The organism is Streptomyces sp. STR69 (assembly GCF_024519455.1).
Taxonomy (GTDB): domain Bacteria; phylum Actinomycetota; class Actinomycetes; order Streptomycetales; family Streptomycetaceae; genus Streptomyces.
Map to the genome: position 1 here is coordinate 17089 of NZ_JALJRY010000007.1, position 21384 is coordinate 38472.

The window sequence follows — 21384 nt, forward strand, 5'->3', positions numbered from 1 at the left end:
AGTGGTCCGCGGATTCATCACCCCGGCGCCGGTGTCAGCCGCCGTAGGCCCCCGAAGCCGTGAGGCGCAGGGCCGTGTCGATCAGCGGGACGTGGCTGAAGGCCTGCGGGAAGTTGCCGACCTGGCGTTGCAGGCGCGGGTCCCACTCCTCGGCCAGCAGACCCAGGTCGTTGCGGAGCGAGAGCAGCTTCTCGAACAGCTTACGGGCCTCGTCCACGCGGCCGATCATCGCGAGGTCGTCCGCCATCCAGAACGAGCAGGCCAGGAACGCGCCCTCGTCACCGGGGAGGCCGTCGACGCCCTCGTCCTCGCCCGAGGTCGGGTAGCGCAGGATGAAGCCGTCCGGCGTGGACAGTTCGCGCTGGATCGCCTCGATCGTGCCGATCACGCGCTTGTCGTCCGGGGGCAGGAAGCCCATCTGCGGGATGAGCAGCAGCGAGGCGTCCAGCTCCTTCGAGCCGTACGACTGCGTGAAGGTGTTGCGCTCCTTGTCGTAGCCGCGCTCGCACACGTCCCGGTGGATGTCGTCGCGCAGTTCGCGCCACTGCTCCAGCGGGCCGTCCGCGTCGCCCGACTCGATCAGCTTGATCGTGCGGTCGACCGCGACCCAGGCCATCACCTTCGAGTGCACGAAGTGACGGCGCGGGCCGCGCACCTCCCAGATGCCCTCGTCCGGCTCGTCCCAGTGCTTCTCCAGGTAGCGGATCAGCTTGAGCTGGAGGAGGGAGGCGTAGTCGTTGCGGGCCAGGCCGGTCATGTGGGCCAGGTGCAGGGCCTCGGTGACCTCGCCGTAGACGTCCAGCTGGAGCTGGTGCGCGGCGCCGTTGCCGACCCGGACCGGGCCCGAGTTCTCGTAGCCGGGCAGCCAGTCGAGCTCCGCCTCGCCGAGCTCGCGCTCGCCGGCGATGCCGTACATGATCTGCAGGTTCTCCGGATCGCCTGCCACCGCGCGCAGCAGCCACTCGCGCCAGGCGCGGGCCTCCTCGCGGTAGCCGGTGCGCAGGAGCGAGGAGAGGGTGATGGCCGCGTCGCGGAGCCAGGTGTAGCGGTAGTCCCAGTTGCGGACGCCGCCGATCTCCTCCGGGAGGGAGGTGGTGGGCGCGGCGACGATGCCGCCGGTCGGGGCGTACGTGAGGGCCTTGAGCGTGATCAGGGAGCGGACGACGGCCTCGCGGTAGGGGCCGTGGTACGTGCACTGGTCGACCCAGTCGCGCCAGAAGTCCTCCGTCGCCTCCAGCGACTGCTCCGGCTCGGGGAGCGGCGGCGGCTGCTTGTGCGAGGGCTCCCAGGAGATGGTGAACGCGATGCGGTCACCCGGCGCGACCGTGAAGTCGGCGTAGGTCGTGAGCTGCTTGCCGTAGGTCTCGGCGGATGTGTCGAACCACACGGAGTCGGGGCCCGCGACGGCGACCGTGCGGCCCTCGTGCTTGTGCACCCACGGGGTTACCCGGCCGTAGGAGAAACGCATCCGGAGGGTCGAGCGCATCGGGACGCGGCCGGAGATGCCCTCCACGATGCGGATCAGCTGGGGGGCGCCGTCGCGAGGGGGCATGAAATCGGTCACGCGGACCGTGCCTCGCGGGGTGTCCCACTCGGACTCCAGGATCAGCGAGTCACCTCGGTAGCCGCGCCGGGCCGCGCGGGGCGGCGGCGCGTCGGCGGCGTGGGCCGGGCCCAGCCGCCAGAAGCCGTGTTCCTCGGTGCCCAGCAGGCCGGCGAAGATGGCATGGGAATCGAATCGGGGCAGGCACAGCCAGTCCACCGTGCCGTCCCGGCAGACCAGGGCAGCGGTCTGCATGTCTCCGATGAGTGCGTAATCTTCGATGCGCCCGGCCACGTGCAACTCCAGTCGAACGGCCACGTCGCCCCACGAAAAAGGGGCGGTCGCTGTGTGCGGTCAAGGGATCGTTTGTAGTGCGTCGTTGAGCCATGAAGCAAATGGGGGTCGTTGCCCAACGGACTGACGAGCTCTCGTTGTTCCGGGATATACGGGCGGGGGTGGTGCCGTGTTCCGGACCGGCTCGGCAGCGAGTGTCCGAGCAGGATACGACGCACGTAGATGATCTGTGTGCCGCTCTCGCCAACGGACCTGGGCCGAACGGGTGAGCAACGGGTGAGAAGCACGTAACCAGGGCGCGTCTGTGTCGACGCGAGTGACCTGTGTGTCGGCGTGAGTGCGGAGCGTGGCCGGAAGCCATCTCGTCCGGGCGCTGATACCCTGGTAGCCCGTGGACCGGTGGGCGCAAAACCCCCGACCGCAACTCGAACCGAGACCACGGGAGCCCCCTCTTGGCCATGACGCCCAAATCCACGACGACCAAGCACATCTTCGTCACCGGGGGTGTCGCCTCCTCGCTCGGCAAGGGCCTGACCGCCTCCAGCCTCGGCATGCTCCTCAAGGCGCGGGGCCTGCGCGTCGTGATGCAGAAGCTCGACCCGTATCTGAACGTCGACCCCGGCACGATGAACCCCTTCCAGCACGGTGAGGTCTTCGTCACCAATGACGGCGCCGAGACCGACCTCGACATCGGACACTACGAGCGCTTCCTAGACCGCGACTTGGACGGCAGCGCCAACGTCACCACCGGCCAGGTCTACTCGACGGTCATCGCCAAGGAGCGGCGCGGCGAGTACCTGGGCGACACCGTGCAGGTCATCCCGCACATCACCAATGAGATCAAGCACCGCATCCGGCGGATGGCGACCGACGAGGTCGACGTCGTCATCACCGAGGTCGGCGGCACGGTCGGCGACATCGAGTCGCTGCCCTTCCTGGAGACGGTCCGCCAGGTCCGCCACGAGGTCGGCCGGGACAACGTGTTCGTGGTCCACATCTCGCTCCTGCCGTACATCGGCCCCTCGGGAGAGCTGAAGACGAAGCCCACCCAGCACTCGGTTGCGGCGCTGCGGAACATCGGTATCCAGCCCGACGCGATCGTCCTGCGTTCCGACCGCGAGGTGCCGACCGCGATCAAGCGCAAGATCTCGCTGATGTGCGACGTCGACGAGGCGGCCGTGGTCGCCTGCCCCGACGCCCGCTCGATCTACGACATCCCCAAGACCGTGCACAGCGAGGGCCTGGACGCCTATGTCGTCCGCAAGCTGGACCTGCCGTTCCGCGATGTGGACTGGCGGACCTGGGACGACCTGCTCGACCGCGTCCACAACCCGCTGCACGAGATCAACCTCGCGCTGGTCGGCAAGTACATCGACCTGCCCGACGCCTACCTCTCGGTCACCGAGGCACTGCGCGCCGGCGGCTTCGCCAACAAGGCCCGCGTGAAGATCAAGTGGGTCACCTCGGACGACTGCAAGACCCCGGCCGGCGCCGCCAAGCAGCTCGGTGACGTCGACGCGATCTGCATCCCCGGCGGCTTCGGCGACCGCGGTGTCTCCGGCAAGGTCGGCGCCATCCAGTACGCCCGCGAGCACAAGATCCCGCTGCTCGGCCTCTGCCTGGGCCTGCAGTGCATCGTGATCGAGGCGGCGCGCAACCTGGCCGGCATCGACGACGCCAACTCCACCGAGTTCGACCCGGCCACCGGCCACCCGGTCATCTCCACCATGGCCGAGCAGCTCGACATCGTCGCCGGCGAGGGCGACATGGGCGGCACCATGCGCCTGGGCATGTACCCGGCCAAGCTCGCCGAGGGCTCCATCGTGCGCGAGGTCTACGACGGCAAGGAGTACGTCGAGGAGCGGCACCGCCACCGCTACGAGGTCAACAACGCCTACCGCGCCGAACTGGAGAAGAAGGCCGGACTGCAGTTCTCCGGCACGTCCCCGGACGGCAAGCTCGTCGAGTACGTCGAGTACCCGCGCGAGGTGCACCCCTACCTCGTCGCCACCCAGGCCCACCCCGAGCTGCGCTCCCGCCCGACCCGGCCGCACCCGCTCTTCGCGGGCCTGGTCAAGGCGGCCGTGGCACGCAAGACGGGCAAGTAGTACGAGGGTTGTACGGTGACCGGGGTGCGCGCCTTCAAGAGGTGTGCACCCCGGTTTCTTTTACGCGGTTTTCTTCATGCAGTGCAGGCACGTGCGCGGGAGGACAGGGCATGACCATCAAGGACACCCCGGAGGAGTGGGAGATCCGGGCGACCGCGACCCCCTTCGTCGGCAACAAGACCTCCGTGCGCACCGACGACGTGGTGATGCCCGGCGGCGTGGTCGTGCACCGCGACTACCAGGTCCACCCCGGCTCCGTGGCCGTCCTCGCCCTCGACGAGCAGGACCGGGTGCTGCTCATCAAGCAGTACCGCCACCCCGTGCGGCAGAAGCTGTGGGAGATCCCGGCCGGGCTGCTCGACATCCCCGGCGAGAACCCGCTGCACGCCGCTCAGCGCGAGCTGTACGAGGAGGCGCACGTCAAGGCCGAGGACTGGCGGGTGCTGACCGACGTCTACACCACGCCCGGCGGCTGCGACGAGGCCATCCGGATCTTCCTCGCCCGCGATCTGTCCGAGGCCGACGGACAGCGCTTCGAGGTCGAGGACGAGGAGGCCGACATGGAGCACGCGCGCGTGCCTCTCGACGACCTGGTCCGCGGGGTCCTCGCCGGCGAGCTGCACAACAACTGCCTCGTCGTCGGCGTCCTCTCCCTGGTCGCCGCCCGGCACGGCGACGGCATCGACGCGCTGCGCCCCGCCGGGGCACCGTGGCCCGCGCGTCCCTTCGAGTCCTGAACCCAATCCGACCCTCCGCCCCCCTTCGGCCCTTTGGTGTGACGATCGGCTGATCCGATCGGGGGATGTGCCCGCCGCGCTCCGCACGGTTCGTCGCAGAGCGTGAACTAGGCTCTGGAAATGCCCGATCCGGAGTCCCGGCGGGCTTTGCGCGTGCAGTGGGACGGGAGTGTGGCCCGTGACGGATCAGGCGGTGGACACAGATGGCGTGAAGCTGTCCGAGGACACTTCTGCCGAGGGTCAATTCCTGGGCCGCGCAAGAGAGTTGAAGGAGCTTCGGGCCGACATCGAGCGCGCGGGCCTGGACACCATCGCCGGCCGGAAGGCCCCCCGCGCGCGCGTCCTGCTCATCGCGGGCAAGCCCGGCTCAGGACGCACTGCCCTCGCCGGGGAACTCGTCCGGCAGGTCGCTGACCGTTACGACCACGGAGTGCTCCGGGCCCGGCTCAGCGAGCCCGACGGCACCCCCGTCCCCACCGAGCGTACCGCCCGCGAACTGCTCACCGCCCTGGAGCTGCCCACCCCGGCCGGCGCCTCCGAGGACGACCTCTCGGACATCCTGCGCGCGGCCCTCGCCGACCGGCGGGCGCTGCTCCTGCTCGACGACGCGGCCGACGCCGAACAGGTCGACGCGCTGCTGCCGGACACCCCGGACTGCCTGGTCGTCGCCGTCTCCGGCGGCCCGCTCACCGGCATCGCGGACGTCCGCCCCTGCACCCTGGGCGGCCTCGACACCAAGTCCGCGCTGGAACTCCTCACCCGCTACACCGGCGCGGTCCGCATCACCGTGGACCCGCTCGCCGCCGAGGGCCTGGTCGAGGTCTGCCGGGCCCAGCCCGCCGCGCTGACCCTGGCAGGCGGCTGGCTCGCCGCCCGCCCCCAGGCCGCCGTCGCCGACCTCGCCAAGCACCTGCACGCCGAGAGCGACGAGGGCACCGCGCTCAGCCGCGTCTTCCGGCTCGTCTACGGCTCGCTGCCCAGCCCCGCCGCCCGGATACTGCGACTGCTCTCCCTTGCCCCGGCCGGCCTGGTCGACCCCCAGACCGCCTCCGCGCTCGCCGGCTGCTCCGTCAACGGCGCCCGCGCCACCCTGGACGACTTCGTCACCGCGGGCCTGCTGCGGGCCCTGGACTCCCCGCTGCCGCAGTACGAGGTCCCCGGCTGCCTCCAGCCCCTCCTGCACGCCCTCGCCGAGTCCCAGGACCGCCCGGCCGAACTCCAGCTCGCCCGCGCCCGCATGCTGGAGCGGACCGTACGGCTGCTCCAGTCCTGCCGTGCCATCACCGAGACCGACAGCCCCCAGGCCCGCGAAAAGCTCCTCGGCATGCCCAGTTCGCTGCGCTTCCCGAACCCCCGGGCCGCCGCCGACTGGCTGCGCGTCCGCCAGCCCGCCCTGCTGGCCTCCGCCCGCCTCGCGGTCGCCGACGGCGAACTCGACACGCTGGCGCGCCGGTTGATGTCCCAGCTCGTGCGCGCGATGGTCGCCCACTTCGGCACCCAGGCCGCCGCCCCCGAGCTCTACGGCATCCACCGCCTGGTCCTCGACGTGGCCGAGCGGCGCGACCTGCCCCGGGAGAAGGCTGCCGCGCTGCTGAACCTCGCCGACCTGGACGCGCAGACCGGCCGTACGACCGAGGCGCTGGCCCGCTACCGGGCCGCGCTGGACGCCGGACGCGAGGCGAATGACCCGTATGCGACCGGGCGCGCGATGGAATCCGTAGGCGGCGCGCACCAGGAGCTCGGGGACTACGACCGGGCCGCCGACTGGTTCGGCCGCGCGCTGGCCCAGCGGCTGGCCCGGGACGAGCGTGCGGAGGCCGCCCGGCTGTACGGCCGGATCGCCGCCGCGCACACCTACGCGGGCCGCTACGGCGAGGCCCTGAGGAACTGGCGGGCGGCCGTCGCCGGGTACCGCAAGAACGGCGATGTGCCCGCCCAGGCACGGGCGTTGAGCGAGCTGGCCCGGGTTCAGGAGTACGCGGGCCGTCCCGAGGAGTCGCTGCTGACCTGTCACGAGGCGGTCGAGTGGGCGCGCCGCGCGGAGGACGTACGGCTGCAGGCGGCGTTGCAGCTGCGGCTGGCCGACACCCTCGACCGGCTGGGCGACCCGGCGTCCGCCGCGCTGCACCGCGGCACGGCCGAACGCATGCTCGGCGAGGAGCTCCAGGAGGGTGATCCCGCCCCCGAATCCCTGGAACATGACGCTAACGCCTGCGAAATCCGTAGTACATCCACTGAAGATTGATGCATTGAAAGGCTAGACACCGAGAACGCCTTCATTAAACTGGCTCTGCCGCACCTTCTCCTGCGGTCTCCCGGTGCGCTCATGCATGTCCGGGTATGAGATGTATTGCCCCACACCCTCTGAGCCAAGGACCGTGATCCACGTGAAGGTCGGCATCCCCCGCGAAGTCAAGAACAACGAGTTCCGGGTGGCCATCACACCCGCCGGCGTGCACGAGCTGGTGCGCCACGGCCACCAGGTCCTCATCGAGCAGAACGCCGGCGTCGGCTCCTCGATCCCGGACGGCGAGTACGTGGCGGCGGGCGCCAAGATCCTCGCCACCGCCGACGAGGTCTGGGCCACCGCCGACCTGCTGCTCAAGGTCAAGGAGCCCATCGCCGAGGAGTACCACCGCCTCCGCAAGGACCAGACGCTCTTCACCTACCTGCACCTGGCCGCCTCCAAGGAGTGCACCGACGCGCTCATCGAGTCCGGCACCACCGCGATCGCCTACGAGACCGTCGAGCTGCCCGGCCGCGCCCTGCCGCTGCTCGCCCCGATGTCCGAGGTCGCGGGCCGCCTCGCCCCGCAGGTCGGCGCCTACCACCTGATGCGCTCGGTCGGTGGCCGCGGTGTGCTCCCCGGCGGTGTCCCCGGCACGCAGCCCGCGCGGGCCGTCGTCATCGGCGGCGGTGTCTCCGGCTGGAACGCCACGCAGATCGCCGTCGGCATGGGCTTCCACGTCACGCTGCTCGACCGGGACATCAACAAGCTCCGCGAGGCCGACAAGGTCTTCGGCACCAAGGTCCGGGCGATCATGTCCAACTCCTTCGAGCTGGAGAAGGCCGTCCTGGACGCCGACCTCGTCATCGGCGCGGTGCTCATCCCGGGCGCCAAGGCCCCGAAACTGGTCACCAACGAACTCGTGTCCCGGATGAAGCCCGGAAGTGTGCTTGTCGACATCGCGATCGACCAGGGCGGCTGCTTCGAGGACTCGCGCCCGACCACCCACGCCGAGCCGACCTTCCCGGTCCACGACTCGGTCTTCTACTGCGTCGCCAACATGCCCGGCGCGGTGCCGAACACATCCACCTACGCGCTCACCAACGCCACGCTCCCGTACATCGTGGAGCTCGCCGACCGCGGCTGGGTCGAGGCGCTGCGACGTGATCCTGCTCTCGCCAAGGGCCTCAACACCCATGACGGCAAGGTGATTTACCGCGAGGTCGCCGAGGCGCACGGACTGGAGCACGTCGAGCTGGAGAGCCTGCTCGGCTGACTCTGTCGACTAAGTCACCGTTCAGCAAAAGGCGATACGTCAACACAGGTCGTCAACACCGCGCACCCGGCCGGGCCTTGCTCGACAGGTCCGGCCGGAAGTGTGTGTATGGTCACTTTGCGGCGATCGGTCAACTCGCGCGGAACATAACCCTTGAACCGATTCGTGCACCGGTGAAACCTGCCGTGCGACTGCCGTACGCCCTTGACAGAGGGATGTTTCATTGCCGACACATCGGGCCGGGTCCGGCGGATTGTGTTGCTGCGAACACCCGACACGCCATAGAGTCGCCAACCGTCGGCATGGTGCCACGCTGACCTATCGAGAAGTTCCCTGGTCACCAAGGAGGTAAGACGACTTGTGAATGAGTCGACATTTTCTCCCGGGGGTGGTCAACCAGGAATGCCGGCAAGGGGCCAGGAGCCCGCGGGGTTCGAGGCTGTCGGCTCCGTCGCTGTGCGCACCTTCGCAGCCCACCGGGGTCACCACAAGCCAGGGGTGACCCAGCCAGCACACCAGAGCATGGATGGCCATCACGTGAACGCCATGGCCGGCGACGGAAGGGGCGCGCCCCACAACCATTTCGCCGACTACGACGAACTGCCCGACGGGCACTTCTACGACCCCGACGCCGAGTACGAGCCCGATCCCGAGTACGCGGCCACACTCGCGCCCGACGCGGCCCGCCAGCGTCGTGAGCGCGTGGGCCCGACCGGACGCCCGCTGCCCTACTTCCCGATCCCGGGTCCGCTGACCAGTCACGGCCCCGCGACGATCATCGCGATGTGCAACCAGAAGGGCGGCGTCGGCAAGACCACGTCGACCATCAACCTGGGTGCCGCGCTCGCGGAGTACGGCCGGCGTGTACTGCTCGTCGACTTCGACCCGCAGGGCGCGCTGTCGGTCGGACTGGGCGTCAATCCCATGGAGTTGGACCTCACCGTCTACAACCTGCTCATGGAGCGGGGCATGTCGGCCGACGAGGTACTCCTCAAGACAGCTGTCCCGAACATGGACTTGCTGCCGAGCAACATCGACTTGTCGGCTGCGGAAGTGCAGTTGGTGAGCGAGGTCGCGCGCGAGTCCACCCTGCAGCGGGCGTTGAAGCCGCTGATGGCCGACTACGACTACATCGTGATCGACTGTCAGCCCTCCCTCGGCCTGCTCACCGTGAACGCCCTGACGGCGGCTCACAAGGTGATCGTGCCGCTGGAGTGCGAGTTCTTCGCGCTGCGCGGTGTCGCACTGCTGACGGAGACCATCGAGAAGGTCCAGGAGCGCCTCAACCCGGAGTTGGAGCTCGACGGGATCCTCGCCACGATGTACGACTCCCGGACCGTGCACAGCCGTGAGGTGCTCGCCCGCGTGGTCGAGGCGTTCGACGATCACGTCTACCACACGGTCATCGGGCGCACGGTGCGCTTCCCGGAGACCACGGTCGCCGGTGAGCCGATCACCACGTACGCCTCCAACTCCGTCGGTGCCGCCGCCTATCGCCAGCTCGCCAGGGAGGTGCTCGCCCGGTGTCACGCCGAGTGAGTCTGCCGGGGGCCGACGAACTGTTCCGTACGACAGGGGGGATGGCGCTCCAGGCGTCCACCCCCAGGCGCCAGTCCAACGGCGAGGCGCGGGTACCGGCTCCGGCTGGGGAGAGCGACGGTGCCGCCGCCGGGGAGGACGCCCCGCATTCCGTACCCGCACAGGGCGGTGACGGCGAGGGCGCGGAGCATGTCGCGGCCGACGCGGATGCGGGCGAGTCCCGCAGCCGGGCCGCGGAGGGCTCCGTACGACGTCAGGAGGCGCAGGAAGGTTCTGCCGCCGGACAGTCCCGCAAGCGCGGCCGACAGCCCGCCCAGCGGCGTCCCAGCGGGCGGGAGCGGCACGACGAGAAAATCACCGTGTACGTCTCCGCCGAGGAACTGATGGACCTGGAGCACGCCCGGCTGGTGCTCCGGGGCGAGCACGGCCTCGCGATCGACCGTGGGCGGATCGTGCGCGAGGCGGTCGCCGTGGTTCTGGCCGATCTGGAGTCCCGAGGGGACGCGAGCATTCTCGTCCGCCGGCTTCGCGGGCGGTAGCGGTAGCCTGCGGGGGCCATGACCTCGAACGACGCTCCCGCCGCCGGCGCTCCCGCCGGACGTCGGCGTGCGCTCGGGAAGGGGCCGGGTACGGCTCCGGAGCCGGAGCCCGAGGTCGTCGTAGAAGAAGTCGTTGTCGAAGAGGCCGCGGACGAAGTCGCCGAGGAGTCCGACGACGGGGTCTTCAAGGTGCGGCTCGCCAACTTCGAGGGGCCCTTCGATCTTCTCCTCCAGCTGATCTCGAAGCACAAGCTCGATGTCACCGAGGTGTCGCTGTCCAAGGTCACCGATGAGTTCATGGCGCACATCAGGGCGATGGGGCCCGACTGGGACCTGGACCAGACGACCGAGTTCCTCGTCGTCGCGGCGACCCTGCTGGATCTGAAGGCGGCCCGGCTGCTGCCCGCCGCCGAGGTCGAGGACGAGGCCGACCTCGCGCTGCTGGAGGCCCGGGACCTGCTGTTCGCGCGGCTGCTGCAGTACCGGGCGTACAAACAGATCGCCGAGATCTTCAACCGGCGCCTCGACGAGGAGGCCCGGCGCTACCCCCGTACCGTCGGACTCGAACCGCACCACGCCGAGCTGCTGCCCGAGGTGGTCATCAGGATCGGCCCGGAGGGCTTCGCCAGGCTCGCCGTGAAGGCGATGCAGCCCAAGCCCAGACCGCAGGTCTACATCGACCACATCCACGCGCCGCTGGTCAGTGTGCAGGAGCAGGCCGGGATCGTGGTGGCGCGGCTGCGGGAGCTCGGCGAGGCCAGCTTCCGCACGCTGGTCGAGGACGTCGACGACACCCTGACCGTCGTGGCGAGGTTCCTGGCGCTGCTGGAGCTGTACCGGGAGAAGGCCGTCGCCCTCGACCAGGAGACCGCGCTCGGCGATCTGATCGTGCGCTGGACCGGTGGGGACGGGGAGGCCGAGCCCGTGGTCACGGACGAGTTCGACCGGCCGCCCGAGGTGCCCAAGGAGACCAAGGAGGAGTCGGCGTGAGCGAGGAGTCCACGGGTGTACCGGCGAGCCCGTCCGCCGTCGCGGAACTCGATCTCAAGCCTGCCCTGGAGGCCGTCCTCATGGTCGTGGACGAGCCCGCGACCGAGGAACACCTCGCGAAAATACTCCAGCGGCCCAAGCGGCGGATCGCGGACGCGCTGCGCGAGCTGGCCGACGAGTACACCGTCCAGGGGCGCGGTTTCGAGCTGCGGCTGATCGCCGGAGGCTGGCGTTTCTACTCCCGGCCGGAGTACGCGCCGGCCGTCGAGGGCTTCGTCCTGGACGGTCAGCAGGCCCGGCTCACCCAGGCGGCGCTGGAGACCCTGGCGGTCGTCGCGTACCGCCAGCCGGTCAGCCGCAGCAGGGTCTCGATGGTCCGCGGAGTCAACTGCGACGGCGTGATGCGCACCCTGTTGCAGCGGGGTCTGGTCGAGGAGGCGGGCACGGAACCCGAAACAGGTGCGATCCTGTACGTGACGACGAACTACTTTCTGGAGCGGATGGGCCTGCGAGGCCTGGACGAGCTCCCGGAGCTCGCGCCCTTCCTCCCTGAGGCCGAGGCGATCGAGGCGGAGACGCTGGAAGGGGTCCCGTCGTTCGATCCGGATGCACCGGATGCAGATGCAGACGAAACGACGACGACGGAACTTTGATGCGAAGCAGTGGCAGTGGTAGTGGCAGCAGCAACGGCGGCAGTGGTGGCCGGAGCGGCGGGCGCGGCAACCCCCGCGGGACCGGCGGGGGCGGCAACCCCCGCGGTTCCGGCGCGGGCGGCGGCTCCCGGGGTTCCGGCGCGGGCAACTCCCGCGGGAGCGGTGGGGGCGGCTCCCAGCCGAGGGGCGCGGGCGGCGCGGGAGGGCGTGACGACCGGCCGAAGCGTGCCGGAAAGCCGCGTCCCGAGGAGCGGCGCTACGACGTAGGCCCCACGGGATCCCACGAAGGCCCCAAGTCAGGGCGCGGTGCCGCCGCGCGCGGCGGTGCCAAGGGCGGCCCCAAGCAGGGCCAGGGCACCGGGCGCGGGCGCTGGGCGCCGGCGACCTCGCGTGAGTACGACGCGCGGGCCGAGGAGCGCAACCGGGAGCGGTACGCGGGCAAGAAGGACATCAAGCCGCCCAAGACCTTCCCGGGCGCCGAGCAGGAGGGCGAGCGGCTGCAGAAGGTCCTCGCCCGCGCGGGCTACGGCTCCCGGCGCTCCTGCGAGGAGCTGATCGAGCAGTCCCGCGTCGAGGTCAACGGCGAGATCGTGGTCGAGCAGGGGCTGCGCGTCGACCCCGAGCACGACGAGATCAAGGTCGACGGGCTGACGGTGGCGACGCAGTCGTACCAGTTCTTCTCGCTGAACAAGCCCGCCGGTGTCGTCGCGACGATGGAGGACCCCGAGGGCCGGCAGTGCCTCGGCGACTACGTCACCAACCGCGAGACGCGCCTTTTCCACGTCGGCCGGCTCGACACCGAGACCGAGGGTGTGATCCTGCTCACCAACCACGGCGAGCTGGCGCACCGGCTGACCCACCCCAAGTACGGCGTGAAGAAGACCTACCTCGCGCACATCGTGGGCCCGATCCCGCGCGACTTGGGCAAGCAGTTGAAGGACGGCATCCAGCTGGAGGACGGGTACGCGCGTGCGGACCACTTCCGGGTCGTCGAGCAGACCGGCAAGAACTACCTGGTCGAGGTGACCCTCCACGAGGGCCGCAAGCACATCGTCCGCCGCATGCTCGCGGAGGCCGGCTTCCCGGTCGACAAGCTGGTGCGGGTCTCCTTCGGCCCGATCACCCTGGGCGACCAGAAGTCGGGCTGGCTGCGACGGCTGTCGAACACCGAGGTCGGCATGCTGATGCAGGAAGTCGATCTCTAGGCACACGGTTTGGGTGCGGCCGGCTCCGGGTTCTCCGGGGTCGGCCGTTTTCGTTTCCGTCGGTCGCGGGGGTTGTGCGGGACCGTGACCGCTCTTTATAGTCAAGATGACTATTAACGGGGTGGATCACCATGACCGCAACACCGGCCTACGACAAGTACGCCTTCGAACCCTTCGCCGTCACCGCCGACCTCGCCGTCCTCACGATCCGGGCGGGCGCCCTGCACGTCCTGCTCGTCGAGCGCGGCCAGGAGCCGTACGCCGGACACTGGGCGCTGCCCGGTGGCTTCGTGGCGCCCGACGAGTCCGCCGAGACGGCCGCCCGGCGTGAACTCGCCGAGGAGACCGGCCTGTCGGACGTATCCGGGCTCCACCTGGAGCAACTGCGCACCTACAGCGAGCCCGACCGCGACCCCCGCATGCGGGTCGTCACCGTCGCCTTCGCCGCACTGCTCCCCGACCCGCCCGAACCGCGTGCGGGCAGCGACGCGGCGCAGGCCCGCTGGCTGCCGTACGACTCGCTCGGGCCGCTCGCCTTCGACCACGACCGGATCCTGGCCGACGCGCACGAACGGGTGGGCGCCAAGCTGGAGTACAGCTCCCTCGCCACCGCCTTCTGCCCGGCCGAGTTCACGCTCGGGGAGCTGCAACAGGTCTACGAGACCGTGTGGGGCGCCGAGTTGGACCGCCCCAACTTCCGCCGCAAGGTGCTCGCCACACCGGGTTTCGTCGAACCGGTGCTCGGCGGCGCCAAGTTGACCGGCGGTCGCGGCAAACCGGCCGCGCTGTACCGCGCCGGTACCGCCACGACCCTGTACCCGCCGCTGCTCCGCCCGACCCGGGAAGGAAGTCCCGCATGACCACGACCAGCGCCCGCAAGCGCGCCGCCACCGGAGCCCTGACGGGCCTCGCCCTCGGGGACGCGCTCGGCTTCCCGACCGAGTTCAACGACGTGCCCGCGATCCTCGCCAAGTGCGGCCCCTGGCGCGAGATGGAGCTGCCGAGGCCGGCGATCGTCACCGACGACACGCAGATGACGCTGGCGTTGGGGCGCGGGCTGCGAACTGCCATGGACCGAGGGCTGCTCGGTCCGAAGCGGATGGAACGGCCCGTGCGTGAGGAGTTCGTGGACTGGTACCAGTCGCCGGACAACAACCGTGCCCCCGGCCGGACTTGCCTGGTCGCCTGCAACCTGCTGAAGGCCGAGGACCGGCTCTGGCAGGACGCCAGCCAGATCGGTTCGAAGGGCTGTGGGGCCAACATGCGCGTCGCGCCGGTCGGGCTCGTCCCCGGCCTGAGCGACGAACAGCGGTCCGGTGCCGCCCAGTTGCAGTCCGCGCTCACCCACGGCCACCCGACCGCACTCGCCGCGTCCGACCTCACCGCGCACGCCGTACGGCTGCTCGCCCAGGGCGCCGAGCCGACCGGACTGGTCGGGCTGCTGCGGTCGTACGCCGTCGAGAACCGCACTCGCTACCACCACCGCTGGCTCGGCGACCTGTGGACCCGGAGCCAGGACCCCACGCCCGAGCACTTCATCGCGCGCGGCTGGGACGACTGTCTGGAGATCCTGGACCGCCTCCGGGACGCGGTACGCGCCAACTCCCCGGAGACCGACCCGTGTCTGGCCACCGGCGCGGGCTGGATCGCCGAAGAGGCCCTGGCGACCGGCCTGTTGTGCTTCCTCCTCTTCGTCGAGGAACCGGTGACCGCCCTGCGCCGCGCGGCCTGCACATCCGGCGACTCGGACTCCATCGCCTGCCTCGCGGGGGCCTTCGTGGGCGCGCACCTCGGCGCGGACGCCTGGCCCGCGGAGTGGGCGGAACGGATCGAGTACCGGGGGGAGCTGCTGGCGCTCGGGGCGCTCTGGGACGCCTGACGATTCTCGATGGCGCATGACATCGATGGGTGCTGTCATGCGCCAGGCGTATCGTGGCAGGCATGGGCGAAACGAAGCGCAGACGAGTGCCGGCCCGAGAACTGGCTCGGCACACGGCGGCTCTACTGGACGCGGTGGCGGCCGGTGAGTCGATCGAGGTCACTCGGGACGGTGTGCCGGTCGCCATACTGTCTCCGCTGGCGCCGGCCGAACGGGACATCCGTGCCGCGATCGCCATCGGGCTGCTCGACGCTGCGGTCATGGACGAGAGCCACGGCGCCGAGGCCGAGGACGCGCTGGAGCGGCTGCGCGCGGTCAGACGGGACGTGGAGGGACGCGGCCCCACGGCGGAACTGCTCGCTCAGCGCGAGGAGGAGACGCGGTGACACTGCTCTACCTCGACGCGTCGGCGATCGCCAAGCTGCTGAGGACCGAAGCGGAGACCGCCGCGCTGGAGCACTGGATCGGACAGTGCGGCGGGATGCATCGCGTGGTCACCTGCGATCTGACGCAGACCGAAGTGCGGCGACTGCTGCACCGGCTCGGCGCGGACGAGGTCGAGCGATCGGCTGCGGACGCCCTGCTGAACGCAATCGCGCGTATCCGTCTCACACCTGAACTCATCGAGGAGGCGGGGGAGCTGGCGCCTGGAACCGCACTGCGCAGCCTCGACGCGATCCACACCGTGGCGGCCCTCAAGCTCGGCCACGGCGTCAGCTGGTTCGTGACGTACGACAAGCGGCAGGGCGAGGCCGCTGCCGACGCCGGGTTGCCGGTGGCGTCACCCCGCTGAGGCGCGCCGCACCCGGATCAGGAAGTCCTCCACGCGGGCGCGGTCCGGCTCCGCCGGGAGCGGGGTTCGGGTCGCTGCCCCGTCCGTCTCCGTCGCCAGCCGGGTCATCCACAACTCGACCTCCGGCCACGGGACTTCGCCGCGTTTGACGGACAGCAGGGGGTCGCGCCGGTCGCCCACGTCGATCGTCAGGGTGCCCGTGCGGAGTACGTCGCGGGCGCTCATCAGCAGGCGGAGCAGATGCATGGCGTGCTTCCAGCGGGGCGCGCCGTGCAGACGGATGTCCGCCTCCAGCTTCTTGCGCTGGCCCAACGCATAGCGCGTGAACGTCTCGTGGACCTGACGGGAGAGGAACGCGCCGCGCAGGGCGAGGAGTTCACGACCCGTGTCGTCGACGTGCTCGACCTGCGGGGAGTGCAGGCACTCCAGGATGTTGGGATTGGCGCGCAGGGCCAGTTCGCAGAAGCGCTCCAGCTCCCAGCTGAACTGCTCCTCCGCCGGGCCCTCCACATGCGTCGGCGGCTTCTCGAAGCGCCAGAACAGGGGAGTGGGGGCGAGGAACACGCCCCGGCGGTCCGTGTCGCTGCCCTCGGTCGCCAGGCCGAAGGCGCGCGAGCCCATCACGCAGGAGTAGATCGTGTGGTCGCGGACCAGGGACTCGGGGTGCATTCCGGGAGCGTACTCGGCAGGTCACGCCAGGCGGATCGAATTTCCCTCCACCTTGATCTGCTCCGCCGGGAGCGGCTTCGGCGCCGGGCCGCCCGCCACGGAACCGTCCGCGATGCGGTACTTGCTGCCGTGGCACGGGCAGTCGATCGTGCCGTTCGCGACGGCGTTCACCGTGCAGCCCAGGTGGGTGCAGACCGCCGAGAAGGCCTTGAACTCGTCCTTCTTCGGCTGGGTCACCACGATCTTCTGGTCGTTGAAGATCTTGCCGCCGCCGACGGGGATGTCGGACGTCTTCGCCAACTCCTGGCCGCCGGAGGCCTTCACGGACGACGAGCCCGAGGAGTTGTTGCTGTCGCCGTACTTGCTGCATCCGGCGGCGAGCGCGGCGGCCGCACCCGTCACGAGAACCGTGCGGCGCGTCGAACTGTCGGTCATGTGCTCACTCCGAAGGTGCGGAAGAACCAGAGGGCGGACGTCAGCCAGAGCAGGGTGAGGCCGGTGAAGACCAGCCCGCCGACGAGCGGCAGCAGCCAGCCGGGGAGGCGCTCCGAGCGGAGCAGCAGCATCTTGGCACTGAAGGCACCGAAGAACAGGCACCCCAGAAGGGAATGCCACATCACGCGTGTCGAGTACGTCTGGTACCCGAACGCGTAGAGGCAGTGCACCGCGACCGGCACCGCGACCAGGAACGCGATCCGTCCCGACCAGCGGTGCAGGGTCGCCGACCAACTCGGTCCCGGCAGCTTGCCGTAGACCATGAAGGCCGAGACGACCTGGACGAGGGCGAAGAAGAACGCGGTCGTCGCCAGCCACGACTTCACCGCGCCCGTGCTGCTGAAGCCGGCGAGGTTGAAGGCGGTGCCGGCCGGGTCGTGGACCTTGCCGTAGACGCCGAGTCCGACGGCCACGGCGGCGGCCACCAGGGCCGGGACCAGATAGCGGGCGGGGCTGTCGCGGCGGTGCGGGGGCGGTGGAAAGGCCTGGGTGGCGGCGTTCGGGTCGGCGGTCATGATCGGCTCCCTGAGGCGGATGGTGGGTCAGGGGGTGACGGGCTGTGCCGTGAGCTGCTGTCCGTCGACCGTGACCGCGCCGGTCTCCGGGTCGATACGGGGTGCGGCGGCGGCCTTGCCGTCGCGGGTGACGATGCCGGTCTGGCGGCCGTTGGGCAGCACGATCCAGCCGCCGTCGATCTTGGCCCCGCGCACCTTGGCCGTGGCACGCCACAGTCCGGACGGCTTGACGGCCTTGTCGGCGGTGAACGCGTACTTCCGGCCCTCGTCCTTGACGGTGCCGCGGAGCTTCGTGCCCTGCTGGAGCTTTCCGTCGAGTACGGCGCCGTTCGGGGCGGTGAGCTTCATCGTGCCGTCGTCCGCGACCGGGCCGCGCAGCCAGGCCTCCTTGTAGCGGCCGTCGCAGAAGTAGGCGACCGCCTTGCCGTCGCGGATCGTCACGGCGACCGAGGCGGTGTCGTCGTCGGTGCGGCCGGCGTAACTGGCGTTCGGGACGGCCGACTTCGACGGTGTCGGGCTGGGCGTGACGGTCGGAGTCGGCGACGCGGGCGCCGATTTCTTCGTGGACGGTGAAGCCGACGGCGATGCCTCGCTGTACGAGGAGGACGCGGTCTTCGTCCCCGACGTCACATTGAGTGTCAGCATGAACAGGCCCAACAACAGACCCACCAGAAGAGTGAGTAGTGGTCCAGGACGCTTCATTACTGTCCTCCCCCGAGGCGAGCTACCTGCCCATGAGAGCGGACTCGGGGCCGTGCGTAAAGAGGCATACCGGGATGATCTCACCACCTGTAGCGGACCAGTAGCGGAACAGAGTGATTCAGGTGACATTGGCAGGGTTCGCGAGGCCTGTCCCGGCCCGTCTCAGGGGGCGGGCGCCGGGCACCCGTACCGGACGGGCTGACTAGGCTGGATGTGCAGAGAGCCGGGTTGTACATCAGCGAGGAGCAGAGCAGTGGCGGTACGAGCGGTCCGGGGCGCCGTCCAACTGGACAGGGACGAGGCCGGCCACATGGGCGAGCGGGTCGGCGAACTGCTGACCGCCGTCCTGGAGCGCAACGGCCTCACCGCCGACGACCTGATCAGCGTCTGGTTCACGGCCACGCCCGACCTGCACAGCGACTTCCCGGCCGCCGCCGCCCGCAAGCTCGGCAGCGGCTTCGCCGACGTACCGCTGATCTGCGCGCAGGAACTCGACATCGCGGGCGCCATGCCCCGCGTGGTCCGCGTCCTCGCGCACATCGAGTCGGACAAGCCCCGCGCCGACATCGCGCACGTCTACCTCGGTGCCGCCGCCGCCCTCCGCAAGGACATCGCCCAGTGAGAACCGCGCTCGTCATCGGCACCGGGCTCATCGGCACCTCCGCCGCGCTCGCCCTCGTCTCCCGGGGCGTGGTCGTCCACCTCGCCGACCACGACCCCGAGCAGGCCCGTACGGCCGCGGCGCTCGGCGCCGGTACGGAGGAGGCGCCGGAGGGACCCGTCGACCTCGCGATCGTCGCCGCCCCGCCCGCGCTGGTGGCCGGGGTGCTCGCCGACGCGATGCGTCGGGGCGTGGCCCGTGGCTACCTCGACGTGGCCAGCGTCAAGGGCGGTCCGCGCCGCGAACTGGAGGCGCTCGGCCTCGACCTGTCGTCGTACATCGGCTCGCACCCCATGTCCGGCCGCGAGAAGTCGGGCCCGCTGGCCGCGACCGCCGACCTCTTCGAGGGCCGCCCCTGGGTGCTGACGCCCACCCGCGACACCGACACCGAGGTGCTGAACCTCGCGCTGGAGCTGGTTTCGCACTGTCGTGCGGTGCCGGTCGTCATGGATGCGGATGCGCACGACCGGGCTGTCGCGCTGGTTTCCCACATGCCGCATCTCGTGTCCAGCATGGTCGCCGCGCGGCTGGAGAACGCCGAGGAGGCCGCCGTACGGCTGTGCGGGCAGGGGATTCGCGATGTGACCCGGATCGCCGCGTCCGACCCCCGGATGTGGATCGACATCCTGTCCGCGAACCCGGGGCCGGTCGCCGACCTGCTCACCGATGTCGCCGGGGACCTGGAGGAGACGGTGCGGGCGCTGCGCTCCCTGCAGTCCGCCGACGAGGACAAACGCCGCGAGGGTGTGGGCGGCATCGAGGACGTGCTGCGGCGCGGCAACGCGGGGCAGGTCCGCGTCCCCGGCAAGCACGGGTCCGCGCCGCGGGTGTACGAGGTCGTGGCCGTGCTGATCGACGACCAGCCGGGGCAGCTGGCCCGGATCTTCGCGGACGCGGGGATGGCCGGGGTCAACATCGAGGACGTACGGATCGAGCACGCGACCGGGCAACAGGCGGGGCACGTGCAGCTGATGGTGGAGCCGAAGGCGGCGCCCGTGCTGACCGCCGCGCTGCGGGAGCGGGGCTGGGCGATCCGGCAGTAGTGCCGCTCGGCCATCCGGCAGTAATACGCCGTGCGGGGAGCCAGTAACCTTGTGCGGGGCGCACTCGCGTCCCCACCCCGCTCACCACCCAGCACCAGGAAGGTGTCCTCCCGTGGAAAACGGCGCCGCCCGGACCGCCCCGGCAGTGATTGTCGCCATCGACGGCCCCTCCGGCACGGGCAAGTCGAGCACGTCGAAGGCCGTGGCCGCGCAGCTCGGGCTGAGCTATCTGGACACCGGCGCCCAGTACCGGGCGATCACCTGGTGGATGGTGAACAACGGGATCGACCTCACCGACCCCGCCGCGATCGCCGACGCGGCGGGCAAGGCGGAGATCGTCTCGGGCACCGACCCGGCGAACCCGACGATCAGCGTCGACGGCGTGGACGTGGCCGGCCCGATCCGCACCCAGGAGGTCACCTCCAAGGTCAGCGCGGTCAGTGCGGTGCCAGAGGTGCGGGCCCGGATCACCGAGCTGCAGCGTTCGCTGGCCGCCGACGCGGAGCACGGCATCGTCGTCGAGGGGCGGGACATCGGTACGACCGTGTTGCCCGACGCCGACCTGAAGATCTTCCTCACCGCTTCCCCGGAGGCGCGGGCCGCCCGCCGCAGCGGTGAGCTGAAGGGCGCCGACGTACAGGCCACCCGTGAGGCGCTGCTGAAGCGGGACGCGGCCGACTCCTCGCGCAAGACCTCGCCGCTCGCGAAGGCGGACGACGCGGTCGAGGTGGACACCTCCGACCTCACGCTCCAGCAGGTCATCGAGTGCGTCGTCACCCTCGTCGGGGAGAAGCGGGCCGCAAAGTGACCGCAGCATCCGAACGGGGCGCCGAGGTCGGGCGGCGCATCGGCGTCGGCCTGATGTACGGGCTGTGGAAGCCGCGTGTGCTGGGCTCCTGGAAGGTGCCCGCCGCCGGTCCGGTGATCCTCGCCGTCAACCACTCCCACGGTGTGGACGGCCCCATGGTCATGGGCGTGGCACCCCGGCCGACGCACTTCCTGATCAAGAAGGAGGCGTTCGTCGGCCCGCTGGACCCCTTCCTGCTGCGCATCGGCCAGCTGAAGGTGGACCGCTCTGTCGCCGACCGTACGGCGATCACCGGGGCGCTGGACGTGCTGTCGGCCGGCGGTGTGCTGGGGATCTTCCCCGAGGGAACCCGGGGCGAGGGCGACTTCGCCTCGCTGCGCGCGGGACTCGCCTACTTCGCGGTCCGCAGCGGCGCCCCGATCGTGCCGGTGGCCGTGCTGGGCACCGCCGAGAAGAGCGGACGACTGATAAAGGCGCTGCCTCCGCTGCGCTCCCGCGTCGACGTCGTCTTCGGCGACCCGTTCGAGGCGGGCGACGGCTCCGGCCGCCGTACGCGCAGGGCACTGGACGAGGCGACCGAGCGGATCCAGAAGCAGCTGGCCGCCCACCTGGACGAGGCCAGGCGCCTCACCGGGCGCTGAGAGACACTTGAGTAGTGGATCACCCGAAATCCGGGGGTTCCACCGATCACCACGATGAACGAGGTAC

The 21384-nt window shown here is 70.4% G+C and carries 22 protein-coding genes; 17 read left to right on the top strand and 5 right to left on the bottom strand.

Features of this window, described 5'->3' with window-relative positions; all coding sequences use genetic code 11:
* Positions 1–34 precede the first annotated feature (34 nt).
* On the bottom strand, positions 35–1837 hold the full coding sequence (locus OC490_RS14280; protein ID WP_262058631.1) for a glycoside hydrolase family 15 protein: 1803 nt from the start codon (positions 1835–1837) through the stop codon (positions 35–37).
* 458 nt (positions 1838–2295) lie between these two features.
* Here OC490_RS14280 and OC490_RS14285 point away from each other — a divergent pair, with 458 nt between their 5' ends.
* The 13 genes from OC490_RS14285 to OC490_RS14345 all read left to right on the top strand — a co-directional run bounded on the left by OC490_RS14285 (position 2296) and on the right by OC490_RS14345 (position 15783).
* Positions 2296–3945, top strand: a complete 1650-nt coding sequence (locus OC490_RS14285) for a CTP synthase (protein WP_262058287.1) — start codon at positions 2296–2298, stop codon at positions 3943–3945.
* Between the two features lie 110 nt (positions 3946–4055).
* The gene (locus OC490_RS14290) at positions 4056–4682 is read left to right on the top strand and encodes an NUDIX domain-containing protein (protein WP_262058288.1); all 627 of its coding nucleotides are present in this window, start codon (positions 4056–4058) and stop codon (positions 4680–4682) included.
* Between the two features lie 178 nt (positions 4683–4860).
* Complete coding sequence (locus OC490_RS14295; protein ID WP_262058289.1) at positions 4861–6927, top strand: tetratricopeptide repeat protein; 2067 nt, start codon at positions 4861–4863, stop codon at positions 6925–6927.
* A 142-nt stretch (positions 6928–7069) separates the two neighbouring features.
* Complete coding sequence (gene ald, locus OC490_RS14300) at positions 7070–8185, top strand: alanine dehydrogenase (protein ID WP_262058632.1); 1116 nt, start codon at positions 7070–7072, stop codon at positions 8183–8185.
* 402 nt (positions 8186–8587) lie between these two features.
* Complete coding sequence (locus OC490_RS14305; RefSeq protein WP_200712102.1) at positions 8588–9724, top strand: ParA family protein; 1137 nt, start codon at positions 8588–8590, stop codon at positions 9722–9724.
* Entirely contained in the window at positions 9709–10263 is a 555-nt protein-coding gene (locus OC490_RS14310; protein ID WP_262058290.1) for a hypothetical protein, read from the top strand. The genes OC490_RS14305 and OC490_RS14310 overlap by 16 nt, the downstream gene beginning before the upstream one ends.
* Before the next feature lie 18 nt (positions 10264–10281).
* Complete coding sequence (locus OC490_RS14315) at positions 10282–11253, top strand: segregation and condensation protein A (protein WP_262058291.1); 972 nt, start codon at positions 10282–10284, stop codon at positions 11251–11253.
* A complete protein-coding gene (gene scpB / locus OC490_RS14320) occupies positions 11250–11906 on the top strand; it encodes an SMC-Scp complex subunit ScpB (RefSeq protein WP_262058292.1) in 657 nt (218 codons plus the stop codon). Before OC490_RS14315 ends, scpB begins: the two co-directional genes overlap by 4 nt.
* A complete protein-coding gene (locus OC490_RS14325; protein WP_262058293.1) occupies positions 11906–13111 on the top strand; it encodes a pseudouridine synthase in 1206 nt (401 codons plus the stop codon). The genes scpB and OC490_RS14325 overlap by 1 nt, the downstream gene beginning before the upstream one ends.
* A gap of 131 nt (positions 13112–13242) precedes the next feature.
* Entirely contained in the window at positions 13243–13971 is a 729-nt protein-coding gene (locus OC490_RS14330; RefSeq protein WP_262058294.1) for an NUDIX hydrolase, read from the top strand.
* Positions 13968–14990, top strand: a complete 1023-nt coding sequence (locus OC490_RS14335; RefSeq protein ID WP_262058295.1) for an ADP-ribosylglycohydrolase family protein — start codon at positions 13968–13970, stop codon at positions 14988–14990. Before OC490_RS14330 ends, OC490_RS14335 begins: the two co-directional genes overlap by 4 nt.
* Positions 14991–15052: 62 nt before the next feature.
* Complete coding sequence (locus tag OC490_RS14340) at positions 15053–15376, top strand: type II toxin-antitoxin system Phd/YefM family antitoxin (RefSeq protein WP_262058296.1); 324 nt, start codon at positions 15053–15055, stop codon at positions 15374–15376.
* Positions 15373–15783 carry a type II toxin-antitoxin system VapC family toxin gene (locus tag OC490_RS14345; protein ID WP_262058297.1) on the top strand — a complete coding sequence of 137 codons (411 nt, stop codon included), beginning with the start codon at positions 15373–15375 and terminating at the stop codon, positions 15781–15783. The genes OC490_RS14340 and OC490_RS14345 overlap by 4 nt, the downstream gene beginning before the upstream one ends.
* Here the strand turns inward: OC490_RS14345 and OC490_RS14350 are convergent.
* Genes OC490_RS14350 through OC490_RS14365 form a run of 4 tightly spaced genes read right to left on the bottom strand, consistent with a single transcriptional unit; the run spans position 15772 to position 18164 of the window.
* Complete coding sequence (locus OC490_RS14350; RefSeq protein WP_262058298.1) at positions 15772–16452, bottom strand: nucleotidyltransferase domain-containing protein; 681 nt, start codon at positions 16450–16452, stop codon at positions 15772–15774. The genes OC490_RS14345 and OC490_RS14350 overlap by 12 nt on opposite strands.
* Positions 16453–16473: 21 nt before the next feature.
* Complete coding sequence (locus tag OC490_RS14355) at positions 16474–16887, bottom strand: Rieske (2Fe-2S) protein (RefSeq protein WP_262058299.1); 414 nt, start codon at positions 16885–16887, stop codon at positions 16474–16476.
* On the bottom strand, positions 16884–17462 hold the full coding sequence (locus tag OC490_RS14360; protein WP_262058300.1) for a DUF6529 family protein: 579 nt from the start codon (positions 17460–17462) through the stop codon (positions 16884–16886). Before OC490_RS14360 ends, OC490_RS14355 begins: the two co-directional genes overlap by 4 nt.
* 27 nt (positions 17463–17489) lie before the next feature.
* The gene (locus tag OC490_RS14365; protein ID WP_262058301.1) at positions 17490–18164 is read right to left on the bottom strand and encodes a hypothetical protein; all 675 of its coding nucleotides are present in this window, start codon (positions 18162–18164) and stop codon (positions 17490–17492) included.
* Positions 18165–18417: 253 nt separating this feature from the next.
* Between OC490_RS14365 and aroH the strand changes: the two genes are divergently transcribed.
* From aroH to OC490_RS14385, 4 genes are all read left to right on the top strand, one after another.
* Positions 18418–18786, top strand: a complete 369-nt coding sequence (aroH, locus tag OC490_RS14370; protein WP_262058302.1) for a chorismate mutase — start codon at positions 18418–18420, stop codon at positions 18784–18786.
* Complete coding sequence (locus OC490_RS14375) at positions 18783–19868, top strand: prephenate dehydrogenase (RefSeq protein WP_262058303.1); 1086 nt, start codon at positions 18783–18785, stop codon at positions 19866–19868. The genes aroH and OC490_RS14375 overlap by 4 nt, the downstream gene beginning before the upstream one ends.
* Positions 19869–19980: 112 nt before the next feature.
* Positions 19981–20676, top strand: coding sequence for a (d)CMP kinase (cmk, locus tag OC490_RS14380; RefSeq protein ID WP_262058304.1), 696 nt, complete (start codon positions 19981–19983; stop codon positions 20674–20676).
* Positions 20634–21317: a lysophospholipid acyltransferase family protein gene (locus OC490_RS14385; protein ID WP_410098624.1), complete on the top strand. Its 684-nt coding sequence runs from the start codon at positions 20634–20636 to the stop codon at positions 21315–21317. The genes cmk and OC490_RS14385 overlap by 43 nt, the downstream gene beginning before the upstream one ends.
* Positions 21318–21384: the final 67 nt, after the last annotated feature.

Bases quoted from the DNA above. Each gene is read 5' to 3' on its own strand.
- OC490_RS14325 (WP_262058293.1), top strand. From the start codon at position 11,906: ATGCGAAGCAGTGGCAGTGGTAGTGGCAGCAGCAACGGCGGCAGTGGT.
- OC490_RS14285 (WP_262058287.1), top strand. From the start codon at position 2,296: ATGACGCCCAAATCCACGACGACCAAGCACATCTTCGTCACCGGGGGT.
- OC490_RS14290 (WP_262058288.1), top strand. From the start codon at position 4,056: ATGACCATCAAGGACACCCCGGAGGAGTGGGAGATCCGGGCGACCGCG.
- OC490_RS14335 (WP_262058295.1), top strand. From the start codon at position 13,968: ATGACCACGACCAGCGCCCGCAAGCGCGCCGCCACCGGAGCCCTGACG.
- OC490_RS14305 (WP_200712102.1), top strand. From the start codon at position 8,588: ATGCCGGCAAGGGGCCAGGAGCCCGCGGGGTTCGAGGCTGTCGGCTCC.
- OC490_RS14330 (WP_262058294.1), top strand. From the start codon at position 13,243: ATGACCGCAACACCGGCCTACGACAAGTACGCCTTCGAACCCTTCGCC.
- OC490_RS14365 (WP_262058301.1), bottom strand. From the start codon at position 18,164: ATGAAGCGTCCTGGACCACTACTCACTCTTCTGGTGGGTCTGTTGTTG.
- OC490_RS14360 (WP_262058300.1), bottom strand. From the start codon at position 17,462: ATGACCGCCGACCCGAACGCCGCCACCCAGGCCTTTCCACCGCCCCCG.
- OC490_RS14315 (WP_262058291.1), top strand. From the start codon at position 10,282: ATGACCTCGAACGACGCTCCCGCCGCCGGCGCTCCCGCCGGACGTCGG.
- OC490_RS14340 (WP_262058296.1), top strand. From the start codon at position 15,053: ATGGGCGAAACGAAGCGCAGACGAGTGCCGGCCCGAGAACTGGCTCGG.
- OC490_RS14355 (WP_262058299.1), bottom strand. From the start codon at position 16,887: ATGACCGACAGTTCGACGCGCCGCACGGTTCTCGTGACGGGTGCGGCC.
- OC490_RS14350 (WP_262058298.1), bottom strand. From the start codon at position 16,452: ATGCACCCCGAGTCCCTGGTCCGCGACCACACGATCTACTCCTGCGTG.